Source organism: Shimia litoralis (assembly GCF_005518135.1).
GTDB lineage: Bacteria > Pseudomonadota > Alphaproteobacteria > Rhodobacterales > Rhodobacteraceae > Shimia_E > Shimia_E litoralis.
In genome coordinates, this window is sequence record NZ_SULI01000013.1 from 36,235 (window position 1) to 49,918 (window position 13,684).

A 13,684-nucleotide genomic window follows, 5' to 3' on the forward strand; every position below is an offset into this window, starting at 1 on the left:
GCACCCGCGCCGCGACTGACGCAGGTGAAATTTTCTTAGTCGAGTGTACGTGTCACTTCTTCGCGTTCGAAGATTTCGATCACATCTCCGGCGCGAATATCGTCATAGTTTTCAAATGCCATACCGCATTCTTGACCAGATTGAACTTCGCCGACTTCATCTTTGAAACGCTTCAAGGTCTTAAGGTTGCCTTCGTGGATGACAACGTTGTCACGCAGCAAGCGAACACCAGCAGACCGGCGAGCAACGCCCTCAGTGACCAAGCAACCCGCGACCTTACCAACGTTAGATACCTTAAAGACATCCTTGATCTGGGCGTATCCGATAAAGTTCTCGCGGATTTCTGCAGATAGTAGGCCCGAGGCCGCTTTCTTCACATCATCCACAAGATCATAAATCACAGAATAATACCGGATCTCGACGCCTTTTTGGTTCGCCGTGTTCCGAGCCGATGCGTTTGCACGCACGTTAAAGCCCATGATCGGTGCACCAGAAGCCTCTGCCAGTCCAACGTCGGTTTCCGTGATCGCCCCAACACCATAGTGCAGAACGCGCACGCGCACTTCGTTGTTCCCGATTTTTTCCATCGCCTGAACGATTGCCTCGGCCGACCCTTGAACGTCAGCTTTGACCAAAATTGGCAACTCGGAGACGTCTTCGTCTTCTTTGGCTTTCGCCATGAGCTGTTCGAGCGTGGTCGCAGCACCAGCTGCAGCGCGTTTGTCTTTCGCCGCATGAGCACGATATTCAGCGATTTCACGCGCCTGTGCTTCGGTTTCGGTGACGTTCAGCACGTCGCCTGCTTCTGGCGTGCCGTTCAGGCCCAGAACTTCGACTGGAACCGATGGTCCTGCTTCTTTGACGCGCTCGCCTTTGTCGTTAATCAACGCACGTACTTTACCGTACTGCTCGCCCACAACAAAGATATCACCCTGACGCAATGTACCGGTTTGCACCAAGACAGTCGCAACTGGGCCGCGGCCAACATCAAGCTGAGCTTCGATGACAGCGCCTTGCGCAGCACGATCCGGATTGGCTTTGAGTTCCAGAATTTCGGACTGTAGCGCGATTGCTTCGAGCAGCTGATCCAGACCCTGGCCAGTGACTGCAGACACTTCGACGTCTTGCACTTCACCAGACATGGCTTCCACGATGACCTCGTGTTGAAGCAATTCTGCACGCACCTTGTTTGGATCCGCAGCAGGTCTATCGCATTTGTTGATCGCAACGATCATAGGCACTTGCGCAGCCTTGGCGTGATTGATCGCCTCGATGGTCTGCGGCATGACCGAATCGTCCGCAGCAACAACCAGAACAACAATATCCGTCACCTGAGCACCACGTGAGCGCATTGACGTAAACGCGGCGTGACCCGGTGTATCTAGGAACGACAACACGGTGCCATCATCTGTCGACACCTGATACGCACCGATGTGCTGCGTAATGCCGCCAGCTTCGCCAGCAACAACCTTGGCATCACGAATGGCATCCAGCAAAGACGTCTTACCGTGGTCAACGTGACCCATGATTGTAATTACAGGCGGACGCGAGACCAGATCTTCGTCAGCATCGACTACTTCTTTGATGACATCTTCGACGTCTGCATCGGAAACACGTACCACTTTGTGGCCGAATTCTTCGATGATCAGCTCTGCAGTGTCAGCGTCGATCGCTTGGTTCTGCGTCACCATCATTCCCATGTTCATGAGAGATTTGACAATGTCCGCTGTCCGCTCGGCCATACGGTTCGCCAGTTCTGACACAACAATCGCTTCTGGCAACTGAACGTCACGCACAACCTTTTCGCGCTCAACAGTGCCACCCATTGCTTTTTGACGTGCGCGTTCTTGCTTACGCTTCATGGCTGCCATCGAACGGTGACGGTTTCCGGCACCTCCGGTGGCTTGGCCCAAAGTCAGCTTGCCAGACCGGCGATTGTCGACGGGGCCTTTGTTGCGCTGCGCCCGTTCACGATCCGCTTTGCGCGGTGTCGCGGCTGGTGCCGGTTTGTTTGGAGTCGGACGGCCAGACGGCTGTTCGGAACGTGGCGTTGCTGCTGGGGCAGGTGCCGCTGCTGCGGCTGCCGCACGTTTAGCCGTTTCTTCGGCCTCACGCTTTTTACGCTCTTCTTCCTCGGCTTTCGCCTTGGCGCGCTCTTCGGCTTCGCGTTGTTCACGCTCTTTTGCTTCCGCTTCGGCGCGACGGCGCGTGCGTTCTTCTTCGCGCGCTTTCTCGTCAGCGACCCGCTTAGCGGCTTCTTCAACTTCGCGTGCTTTCGCAGCTTGAACGGCCTTTAGGCGGCGATCCATCTCTGCATCGGAAATTCCGGCAGGACGACGCGATGGGTCTCCACCCGCACGCCCACCAGCAGAACCCGCTTTGGCGCCACCTGGTTTGGGCACCACAACGCGTTTGCGTTTGGTTTCCACCACGACGTTCTTGGTCCGCCCATGGCTAAAGCTCTGCTTTACATTGCCTGGACGGGCTCCTGCTCCACGCAGACCCAATGTCTTTTTACCGTCGTTATCGCTCATCTAGCTGTCTTACCCTTCTGAGCAGCCCCTGCTGCCCCAATTTCACGTACGCCTTTTAACCTTTGGGCTTCCTGTACAACACGTTGCGTGAGTCCACCAGACGCAAGCGCCCCATGAATCACAGTTTGTCGCCCAAATGCCAGCCCAAGCTCTTCAGCGGTCAACCAACCGATGTAGTGCCCGTAATGTGGCGTGCTTAGTTTCGTTTTGCCTCGGCCAGATCCATCCGAAGCTTGAATCAAGACCTCTGCATATTCTTTGCTGAGCCAGTCTTTAACCTTTTCATAGCCCGTCACGGCTTCGCCAGACTTGCGCGCAAGGCTAATCAAATCCACCACGCGGCGCACAAGTTGTGTTTCGACCTCGGCGACCAAAGTATCGGGCACCGTTACAGGTTGTTTTGCCGCACGCGCAAAAAGACCCTTTTTCATGGCCTTTGTCAGCGCGTCACGATCTGCGACCACCCAAATGCCTCGCCCCGGCAGCTTACCAAGCACATCCGGTACGATTTGGGTATCAGGGCCGATCACAAAGCGGATCAGCCCGTCAGTTGACAGGACTTCGCCCGTGGCAATGCACTTGCGATCTGGGCCTGCTGCCCGTTCCTTGGTTCGCCCACCGCGTCCCATCTGGCTGTATCCGAGGCCCTAAATCAGGCCTCGGCCTCCTCGGTTGTTTCTTCGTCGCCTTCAGATGCCTCTTCAGCGACTTCCAAATCTGCAGGATCGACCCAACCCAGAATAATGCGGGCTGTCATGACCATATCTTGCGCCTCTTCGAGAGACATCTCGAAGGGTTCCAGAATACCGTCGTCCTTTGAACGCTCGCCGTTCACGGTGGTCCAACCACCGGCAAGCTCCCAGTCAGCACAGGTCGCAAAATCTTCAAGCGTCAGAACACCATCTTTGGCCAGTGCCTCGATCATCTGAGGTGTCAGACCTTCGAATTCGACAAGGCTGTCCTCGACACCCAAAGCGCGCGCATTTTCCATCGCTGCTTTGTTTTGCGCTTCAAGGTGATCGCGCGCACGGGCCTGAAGTTCTTCGGCTGTGCTTTCGTCAACACCATCGATCACCAGAAGCTCGTCAAGCTCAACATAGGCGACTTCTTCGAGATTGGTAAATCCTTCGGACACCAAAAGCTGCGCAAAGAATTCATCCACGTCCAGTGTTTCGGTGAACAGCTTGGTGCGAATTTCGAATTCTTTCTGACGACGCTCGGATTCTTCAGCCTCGGTCATGATGTCGATATCAAGATTGGTCAGCTGAGACGCCAAGCGCACGTTTTGACCGCGGCGGCCAATTGCCAACGACAGCTGTTCGTCTGGGACGACAACTTCGATTTTGCCAGCTTCTTCATCCAGAACAACTTTGGTTACTTCTGCAGGCTGCAAAGCATTGACCAAGAATGTTGGCTGATCCTCATTCCAAGGAATGATGTCGATCTTTTCACCTTGCAGTTCATTAACAACCGCCTGAACACGGCTGCCGCGCATACCGACACATGCCCCGACAGGGTCAATCGATCCATCATAAGAGATCACAGCGATCTTGGCGCGAGACCCGGGATCACGTGCCACAGCTTTGATGTCGATGATATTGTCGTAAATCTCGGGAACTTCCATCTTGAACAGCTCGGCCATGAATTCTGGCGCTGTCCGGCTAAGGAAGATTTGCGGACCACGTGTCTCGCGGCGCACATCTTTGATGTAACACCGGATACGATCATTCGGGCGATAGCTTTCGCGGCCGATTTTCTCGTTACGGCGCAAGATGCCTTCGCCGCGTCCTACATCAACAATCACGTTGCCGTATTCTTCGCGTTTAACCACGCCATTGATGATTGTGCCCGCACGATCCTTGAATTCTTCGAACTGGCGATCGCGCTCGGCTTCGCGAACTTTTTGCAAGATCACCTGCTTGGCAGATTGCGCGGCAATACGGCCCATTTCAACTGGCGGAACTTCTTCGACAAAAGTGTCCCCAACCGACGGGTTTTCCATATATTGCTTGGCTTGTTCTACAGTGAACTCTGCCTGATAGTTTTCCAACTCTTCGTCTTCGACGACAGTCCGCACACGCGTGAACGTTGCCTTACCGGTTTTGCGGTCGATATCGACGCGAATGTCCATTTCGGCGCCATACCGAGACTTGGCAGCGCGTGCCAAGGATTCTTCCATCGCTTCGACAACCAAGCCTGGGTCGATCATCTTTTCGCGCGCGACCGCCTCAGCGGTTTGCAACAGCTCAAGCTGGTTTGCAGAGGTAATTGCCATTTACTTGTCCTCCTCAGACCCTTCGGTCTCGATCTCGTCAAAATCGTTTTCGTTGATGTCGCCTGCGGCTTTGCGCTGGCGGAGCATTTCCTTGATCAAATCATCCGTCAGAACCAGCTTGGCGTCTGCCAACCAGTCAAATTCAAGGCCCACGGTGCCTTCTTCGATGTTGATCATCACTTCGTTGTCTTCGACACCCGACAAAACACCCTTGAAGCGCTTGCGCCCTCCAACAAGTTCGCTTGTTTCAAGCTTGGCCTGATATCCTTCGTATGTCGCAAAATCTTTCAGACGTGTCAGTGGGCGATCAATTCCCGGGCTTGAGACCTCAAGCACATAAGAATCAATCAATGGATCTTCTACATCCAAAATCGCGCTGATCGCGTTTGAAATTTTGGCGCATTCATCTACTTCGATACCGCCCTCGGGGCGCTCCGCCATAATTTGAAGCGTATGGGTGTTGCCGCCCATCAGACGCAAACGCACCAATTCAAACCCCATATCTTCGATGACAGGGGTGATAATGTCAGCAAGTTTGCGATCAATCGCAGCTTTGGCAATCATGTCACTCATATAGTGTTTCCAAGCACAAAAAAACGGGCCCGCGGCCCGTCGATCTTTCCCGGTGGTACGTCAGGATTGGACCCCTGCGCGCCGCTGTTGAAAGCCATATACGCAAGAACACCTGAGTCTGCAAGTACCATTGAGCAATCGACACAAATTGCCCTTTCTGCAACTACGGTCCTGATTTCTATCGTTTAGCACTGAATGCAGAATCGTCTTGCATTGTGCCACCTAGCAGGACGTGCTTGAATACACTCAAACTTGGGGCGCGCAATATTGCCCTGCGGGTCAAAATGATCTGGCTCAGACGTAAACACATTTATTTGTAAGGTAGTCGGCATGAGAATTTCAGTCCAAAAGCCACTCAAGACAATCGCATTCGGCGCTGCCCTCGCAGCACTTGGCGGGATGTCCAGCGCTCAGGACACGCCTGCAGCCCCCAAAGTATCCATCGCCGCCGCCTATACCGACGAGTTGATCGATCAAGTCACGTTTATCGGACGCGGTGAAGCCATTGATAAGGTGAACATCGTAGCGCGCGTCAGCGGCTTTGTCGAAGAGATCACCGTGCACGACGGCGACGAGGTCAAAAAAGACGATGTACTCTTTAGAATTGAGGCCGACACGTATGTGGCAAATTTGGCCGCGCGCAAGGCTGATATGGCCCAATCCGAAGCCAATCTGAAGCTGTCCGAAGTCGAACTTGAGCGCAAAGAAGAGTTGTATCGCCGACAAGCCGGGACCGAGGCCGACCGCGATATCGCACTGGCGAACAATCAGGTTGCACAGGCTCAGCTTCAAATCGCAGCTGCGGCCATTCAATTGGCAGAGCTAGACGTCGGATACACCACGGTTCACGCACCCTTCGACGGCCGAGTCGGGCGCACGTCAGTCAGCGTAGGCGAATTGGTGGGCCCCTCTTCGGAACCTTTGATCACTCTGATCAGAACGGCCCCTATCTATGTAGAATTCTCGCTTACTGAAAAACAACTCATTTCCGTGATGGAGAGCTTCGAGGCGGATGTCGGCGAAGTGGCAAATAATCCAAAAGCCCCAGATGTGTTTGTGATCCTGCCCAATGGTACGGAATTGGAAGAATCGGGCAATGTCACATTTGTAGACAACCAAGTAGACCCAACCACCGGCACAATCACCCTGAGAGCCGAATTTGCCAATACACGGGGCTTGATCGTGGATGGCTCGTTCCTGACGGTCCGGATCGAAGACACAGAACCCCGAGAGGCCTTGATGATTCCCCAAGCCGCCGTGCAACGTGATCAGCGCGGTGATTTTGTTCTGGTTGTCGGATCAGAGCAAACTGTCGAGCAACGTTATGTGACGCTGGGCCGTCAGGTAGAAATCGCAGTTGTCGTAGAAGATGGTTTGCGCGAAGGCGAATCCGTCATCGTCGAAGGTCTGCAACGTGTTCGCCCCGGCGTTGCGGTTGATGCCATTTTGGCTGGCAGTGGCGAGGAGCAATAGATCGTGTTTTCCTCAATCTTCATTTCACGCCCAAAGATGTCCTTTGTGATCTCTTTGGTATTAACCATCATGGGCATTATCGGCTTTCTTGTATTGCCGGTGGAACAGTTTCCTGAAATCACGCCGCCTGTGGTCAGCGTCAAAGCCACCTATACCGGCGCCAACTCCGAAACCGTCGAAAATTCGGTTGCTGCGCCGATCGAGGCCCAAGTCAACGGCGTCGATGACATGATTTACATGTCATCTGACAGCACCGACAACGGCTCTTATTCCCTATCGGTCACATTCGAGGTCGGCACAGATCCCGACATCGCATCGGTGAATGTGCAGAACCGCGTGGCCCAAGCCACATCCTCACTCCCGACCGAGGTCACAAGCTCTGGTGTTGTGACGCAAAAATCTTCCACCAACATGTTGCTGTTGGTGACCTTGTCTTCACCCAACGGAACCTATGACGAAGTCTTTCTGTCCAATTACGCCTCGATCAACCTAAAAGACGCCCTTGCGCGCGTCCAAGGGGTCGGGAGCGCCGACATCATGACGGACTATGCCTACTCCATGCGGATGTGGATGGACCCGAACCGCATGGCTGGGCTTGGCCTGACTCCAGGGGACATTATTCAGGCCATCCGCGAACAAAACCTAGAAGTCTCTGCCGGACAAATCGGCACGCCTCCGATCCCCACAGGTCAACAGTTTCAATATACCATCAAATCCAAAGGCCGCCTGACCACTGCGAAGGAATTCGAGAACATCGTGCTACGCACCGGAGACGCGGGAAGCATCGTGCGCATTCGCGATGTCGCCAAAGTCGAGTTGGGCTCAAGCTATTATAACGCATCGGGTCGATTTTCCGGACAACCCGCCACGGTTCTCGCAATTTACCAAGCACCCGGCGCAAACGCGCTGGCTGTTGCCGATGGTGTAAAATCAGAACTAAACCGTCTGGCGAGCGTCTTTCCCGATGATGTGGCCTATGACGTGCCATTTGATTCCACCAAATTTGTGAACCAGTCACTCAAAGACGTGGTGTCCACATTGATGCAGACATTTGTATTGGTCATCGCAGTGGTGTTCATCTTTCTTGGAAGTGTACGAGCCACAATCATTCCCGCTGTGGCCATTCCGGTCTCGCTGATCGGGACATTTGCGTTTCTGCTGGCCTTTGATATGTCGCTGAACACGATCTCGCTGTTTGCTTTGGTTCTGGCAATCGGGATTGTGGTGGATGACGCCATTGTCGTTGTTGAAAACGTCGAGCGCATCATCGCCGAAGAAGGCCTGAGTGCTGCCGACGCAACCCGCAAGGCCATGGGCCAGATCACTGGTCCAGTTATCGCAACAACTCTTGTACTTCTTGCAGTGTTTGTGCCGGTCACGTTCATGCCAGGTATTACCGGGCGGCTGTATTCACAGTTTGCCGTCACCATTTCGATCGCGGTCGTGATTTCTTCGATTAATGCTCTGACTTTGTCGCCTGCTCTGTGCGGTTTGATTTTGAAGAAGCGCGATGGTCCACCCAAAGGCATGTTGGCGAAATTTGAACAAGGTATCGGTGGCGTACGTGGCGGATATGTAGGTATTGTACGCCGTTTGGTACGTGTACCGTTGCTTGCCGTGGCCATCTTGGCATCGATGATATTGGGCTCTGGTGGCTTGCTCAAAGCCTTGCCCGCAGGGTTTATTCCCTTGGAAGACAATGGCTATTTGTTTGTCGACGTGCAATTGCCGGACGCAGCATCCCTTGAGCGCACCGAGGCTGTCGCAGAACGAGTAAGCAACAAAATTCTCGAAATCCCCGGTGTGGCGTCTACTGTTCAGGTCAACGGCTATAGCATGCTTAGCGGATCCAGCTCCAATGGGGCCATGGTCATCGCCAACCTTGATCCATGGGACACTCGAACCACCGAAGAGACCAGCGCAGACGGCATTCTGAGCCAAATTCTGGGTGTGGCCAATCAGGAAATCGCCGCCAGTGTGATTGCGTTCAACCCCCCACCTATTTCGGGTCTGGGCATGAGCGCAGGTGTGGAAATGAAGGTGCAGCAGACAGGCGGCGGCTCCGCCCAAGACCTGTCCGCAGCCATCGGGTCTTTGGTGTACGCAGCCAATCAGCGGCCCGAAATTGGCCAGTCATATTCTACATTCCGCGCCAATGTTCCCAAGGTGTTTATTGATCTGGATAGAGAAAAGGCCAAATCCCTCAACGTCGCAATTTCTGACGTGTTCCAGACACTACAGGCCTATATGGGGTCCTATTATGTGAACGACTTTAACCTGTTTGGCCGCGTGTATCGCGTGATGATTCAGGCCGACGGTGAATACCGCGATAAGGTCGAGGATCTTGATACCCTTTACGTACGGTCGCAAGCCGGCGAAATGGTGCCGATGGGAACGCTGATCAACGTGCGCAAAGAACTCGGTCCCGTCGCATTGAACCGCTACAACATGTTCCGTGCGGCAACCGTCACCGCGGTGCCTGCCCCGGGGCTTTCGACCGGAGATGCCATCAGGATTCTCGAGGAAGAAGCCGCGACAGCCCTTCCACCCGGATACTCGTTTGAATGGACCGGCACCGCACAACAGCAACAAGCCTCTGGCGGGTTGGTTGTTCTGATCCTCGTAATGGCCGTCGTCTTTGGGTATTTGTTCCTAGTGGCACAATACGAAAGCTGGACAATGCCCATAGGTATCCTGCTGTCTGTAACCGTTGCCTTGTTTGGGGCGCTGGCGGCTGTGTCGGTGTCGGGCGGGGATGTGAACCTATATACCCAAATCGGGATGATCATGCTTATTGGTCTGGCATCCAAAAACGCGATTTTGATTGTAGAGTTCGCCATGGAACGCCGCGCAAGCGGTATGTCCATTCGCGACGCCGCCATCGAAGCCGCCACCCAAAGATTCCGCGCTGTGATGATGACGGCGCTGTCGTTCTTGCTGGGTGTTGTACCACTGTTGATGGCAAGCGGAGCCGGTGCGGCCAGCCAGAAGGCGATTGGTATCGCCGTCTTTGGCGGTATGCTCGCGGCCACAGTGATCGGCGTGATCATCGTGCCGGTGTTGTATGTTATCCTGCAGCGGTCCCGCGAATGGGTCAAAGGCGTCAAGCAAGACGATGCAGCACCCCAAGCTGAATAATGATCCACATATTTGACTAAAAAGGCGCCGCACTCTTCCCGAGTGCGGCGCCTTTTGTATCATGACTGTCTCACTCGACGTTAGGCCTTGCCAAAACCTCCACCGCCGGGGGTTTCCATAATGAACACATCATTGATGTCGACATCCAACGCGTCATTGCCTTTCATTTCGACAATCGTTCCGTTGGCGCGCTCTACTGCGTTCCGACCGCAACCGCCGTGGCCACCGCCATTGGCACCTTGAGGCGGGACGATACGATGCGAGGTCAAAACCGTGGTGGTCATTTTTTCCAAGAACCGCAACCTACGCCGAATACCCTCGCCGCCAGTATGTTTTCCGACGCCACCGGACCCCTTGCGAATGGAAAACTCGTCAATCCGAACCGGAAAGCGCCATTCCAGAATTTCGGGATCGGTCATCAGCGTGTTTGTCATATGGGAATGCACCGCATCCGCCCCGTCAAAGTCGGGGCCGGCTCCGGTTCCTCCACAGATGGTTTCATAGTTTTGGAACGTTTCGTTGCCCCAAATATGGTTGTTCATTGTGCCTTGGGATCCCGCCAAAACGCCCAGCGCACCATACAGCGTATCGGCAATGGCCTGACTGACCTCGGTATTTCCCGCGATAACTGCCGCCGGATACTTTGGATTAATCATGGACCCTTCTGGAACCTTGATGGTCAGTGGTTTCAGGCAGCCCTCGTTCATTGGGATATCCGACCCAACCAGCGTGCGGAACACATAGAGCACCACCGCCTTACAAATCGAGATCGGCGCGTTGTAATTCCCGCGATCCTGTTCTGATGTGCCCGTGAAATCGATCGTGGCCTTGCGCGCACCCCGATCCACCTTGATGTCCACCTGAATTTGTTGCCCCGAATCCAGATGATAGACATTGCGCCCATCGGTCAGCGCCCCAAGAACCCGGCGCACGCTTTCTTCGGCATTGTCCTGAACGTGCCCCATATAGGCTTGCACAGCGCCAATGCCAAATTGCGACACCATTTTGCGCACTTCCTTTGCGCCCGTTTCATTCGCCGCTATCTGAGCGGCCAAATCTGCAATATTGTCATCGATGTTGCGACATGGGTAAGGGCCCGATCCAAGCAGCGCACGCGTTTCAGCCTCTAGGAACCGACCTTGATCGACCAGCTTAAAGTTATCAATCAACACGCCTTCTTCATCAATATGGGTGCTGTCAGGCGGCGCTGATCCCGGGGTGCGCCCGCCAATATCGGCGTGGTGCCCGCGTGAACCGACATAGAACAGAACCTCTTCTCCCATGTCGTCAAACACTGGTGTTATGACCGTCACATCCGGTAGGTGCGTCCCCCCATTGAATGGCGCATTCAACATAAAGACATCGCCAGCGACCATGGTATCCTTATTGCCGTCGATGATCGTGCGCACAGACTCGCCCATTGATCCCAAATGCACAGGCACATGCGGTGCGTTGGCAACAAGACCTCCCTCTGGATCAAACAACGCACAAGAAAAGTCGAGACGTTCTTTGATGTTCACAGAGTATGCGGTGTTGGCCAAAGTTGCGCCCATTTGCTCGGCAATAGACATAAAGAGATTGTTAAAGACTTCGAGCATCACAGGATCGGCTTGGGCGCTAACCAATTCAACAGAGCTGCGCGCGACAAGGCGTGTACAGATCAAATTGCCAAACTGGTCGACCTCGGCACCCCATTCGGGTTCCACAATCACTGTACCGGTTGTTTCTGAAATGATTGCCGGCCCCTGAATGGACTGTCCGGGTCGTAGATCATCCCGCCAATACAGCGGTGCTGTTTGCATTTCTCCACCCGCCGTGATCTCAACCTGATCAACCGGCACTGGGTCCGTGTTCTGGTGCTCAAGGGTGTCTTGAGCCACCGTGTCTGCAAGACCGATCACCTCAACCGAGATTGCTTCAAAAACAACTTCGCGATCAGGATCGGCGAATCCATAGATTGCCCGATGCGATTCATCGAACGCAGCACGCATGTCCAGCGCTGCACCAAACGGAACCTCAAGCGCCTGATGCGACCCTGCATAACGTACATGCGCCAATTGAACGAGCGATAGGTCAACCGCATCCGCGCCTTGCGCCATGACTTCGTCAGATGCCGCATTTTGCATCCGCAGCATCATTTCAGCCGCCTCTGCCGTCGATTGAGCCGCAAGAGGTTTGTTAAACTGGCCCTGTCTCAGCGCCCTAATTTCAGCAAGCCCCATACCATAGGCAGACAAAACACCCGCAAACGGGTGGATGAATACCTTGGTCATGCCCAGCGCATCTGCCACCAGACAGGCGTGTTGACCACCCGCGCCACCAAAGCAATTCAAGGTATAGCTGGTGACATCATACCCGCGCTGAACCGAGATCTTCTTGATGGCCCGCGCCATGTTTTCCACAGCAATTCGCAAGAAACCTTCTGCGACCTCTTCGACGGCCAGCACAGGGTCTCCAGTTTCATCGGATATCTCGCGCGCAAGGTTCGCAAACTTTTGACGGACAACCTCCACATCCAAGGGGGCGTTGGCATCTGGACCAAACACATGCGGAAAATGCTGTGGCTGAAGTTTACCGAGCAAAACATTACAATCCGTAACCGTAAGCGGTCCGCCACGTCGATAGCACGCAGGTCCCGGATTGGCTCCTGCACTTTCTGGGCCGACTTGGTAACGCCCGTCCCGAAAGGTCAAAATAGACCCGCCGCCAGCCGCCACCGTGTGGATATTCATCATTGGCGCGCGCATCCGCACGCCGGCCACTTCGGTATCAAAACTGCGTTCATAGCTTCCGGCGAAATGGCACACATCTGTGGATGTCCCGCCCATATCAAAGCCGATTAACTTATCATGTCCTGCCTGCGCGGCGGTCTTGACCATACCCACGACGCCACCCGCGGGTCCTGAGAGGATCGCATCTTTGCCCTGAAACAGAGACGCATCCGTCAAGCCGCCACTGGATTGCATGAACAACAGCTGCTTCTGGTCTTGTCCCCCGCCATCCAAGGCATCCCGCACCTGCTCAACATAGCGGCGCAAAATCGGTGACAGATACGCATCGACAACCGTGGTGTCGCCCCGACCAACCAATTTCATTAATGCGCTGACATTGTGACTAACTGAAATCTGGGTAAATCCGATCTCACGCGCTATGCCTGCTGCTTCAAGCTCGTGAATTCCGTTCTTGTAAGAATGCATAAACGCAATCGCGACGGATCGAATGCCAGTATCGTAGGCAACCTGAAGTGCCGCTCTGACACCTTCACCATCAAGCGGTGTCAGTATCTGTCCTGTGGCATCAAGTCTTTCATCAGCCTCGATGGCTTGCTCATACAGCATATCAGGAAGTTGAATATGCAGGTCGAAAATCTTGGGTCGGTTCTGATACCCAATCTTAAGAAGATCGCCAAAACCTTTGGTGATCAACAGGGCCGTGCGGTCGCCTTTGCGTTCCAGCAAAGCATTTGTTGCAACGGTGGTGCCCATTTTTACGGCGTCAATGGTGCCCGGCTCGATTGCTCCAGTCGCGCCCACCCCCAGAATGTCTCGAATGCCGTGAACGGCGGCATCCTGATACTGCTCTGGGTTCTCAGATAATAGTTTGTGCGTGCGAAGCGCGCCGTCCGGTGTGCGTGCCACGATGTCGGTGAATGTCCCGCCACGATCAATCCAAAACTGCCACATGTACTTGC

General features: G+C 54.3%; 7 protein-coding genes. 2 read left to right on the top strand and 5 right to left on the bottom strand.

Annotation, left to right across the window (positions count from 1 at the left end):
* Positions 1-35 precede the first annotated feature (35 nt).
* From infB to rimP, 4 genes are read right to left on the bottom strand one after another with little or no spacing between them, the layout of a single operon-like run.
* A complete protein-coding gene (gene infB / locus FAP39_RS11455; protein ID WP_138016541.1) occupies positions 36-2,534 on the bottom strand; it encodes a translation initiation factor IF-2 in 2,499 nt (832 codons plus the stop codon).
* Positions 2,531-3,163 carry an RNA-binding protein gene (locus FAP39_RS11460; RefSeq protein ID WP_138016542.1) on the bottom strand — a complete coding sequence of 211 codons (633 nt, stop codon included), beginning with the start codon at positions 3,161-3,163 and terminating at the stop codon, positions 2,531-2,533. The genes infB and FAP39_RS11460 overlap by 4 nt, the downstream gene beginning before the upstream one ends.
* Positions 3,164-3,186: 23 nt before the next feature.
* Positions 3,187-4,809 (bottom strand): transcription termination factor NusA, encoded by a 1,623-nt coding sequence (nusA, locus tag FAP39_RS11465; protein ID WP_138016543.1) that lies wholly within the window; start codon positions 4,807-4,809, stop codon positions 3,187-3,189.
* Positions 4,810-5,382 (bottom strand): ribosome maturation factor RimP, encoded by a 573-nt coding sequence (rimP, locus tag FAP39_RS11470; protein WP_138016544.1) that lies wholly within the window; start codon positions 5,380-5,382, stop codon positions 4,810-4,812.
* A 330-nt stretch (positions 5,383-5,712) separates the two neighbouring features.
* Between rimP and FAP39_RS11475 the strand changes: the two genes are divergently transcribed.
* Positions 5,713-6,855: an efflux RND transporter periplasmic adaptor subunit gene (locus FAP39_RS11475; RefSeq protein WP_138016545.1), complete on the top strand. Its 1,143-nt coding sequence runs from the start codon at positions 5,713-5,715 to the stop codon at positions 6,853-6,855.
* Positions 6,856-6,858: 3 nt separating this feature from the next.
* On the top strand, positions 6,859-9,993 hold the full coding sequence (locus FAP39_RS11480) for an efflux RND transporter permease subunit (protein WP_138016546.1): 3,135 nt from the start codon (positions 6,859-6,861) through the stop codon (positions 9,991-9,993).
* 80 nt (positions 9,994-10,073) lie between these two features.
* On the opposite strand, the gene FAP39_RS11485 is transcribed toward FAP39_RS11480, so the two are convergent.
* On the bottom strand, positions 10,074-13,676 hold the full coding sequence (locus FAP39_RS11485; RefSeq protein ID WP_138016547.1) for a hydantoinase B/oxoprolinase family protein: 3,603 nt from the start codon (positions 13,674-13,676) through the stop codon (positions 10,074-10,076).
* Positions 13,677-13,684 lie beyond the last annotated feature (8 nt).

What these genes read in the sequence shown, in the direction of transcription:
- infB (WP_138016541.1), bottom strand. Translation starts at nt 2,534, where the DNA reads ATGAGCGATAACGACGGTAAAAAGACATTGGGTCTGCGTGGAGCAGGA.
- FAP39_RS11460 (WP_138016542.1), bottom strand. Translation starts at nt 3,163, where the DNA reads ATGGGACGCGGTGGGCGAACCAAGGAACGGGCAGCAGGCCCAGATCGC.
- nusA (WP_138016543.1), bottom strand. Translation starts at nt 4,809, where the DNA reads ATGGCAATTACCTCTGCAAACCAGCTTGAGCTGTTGCAAACCGCTGAG.
- rimP (WP_138016544.1), bottom strand. Translation starts at nt 5,382, where the DNA reads ATGAGTGACATGATTGCCAAAGCTGCGATTGATCGCAAACTTGCTGAC.
- FAP39_RS11475 (WP_138016545.1), top strand. Translation starts at nt 5,713, where the DNA reads ATGAGAATTTCAGTCCAAAAGCCACTCAAGACAATCGCATTCGGCGCT.
- FAP39_RS11485 (WP_138016547.1), bottom strand. Translation starts at nt 13,676, where the DNA reads ATGTGGCAGTTTTGGATTGATCGTGGCGGGACATTCACCGACATCGTG.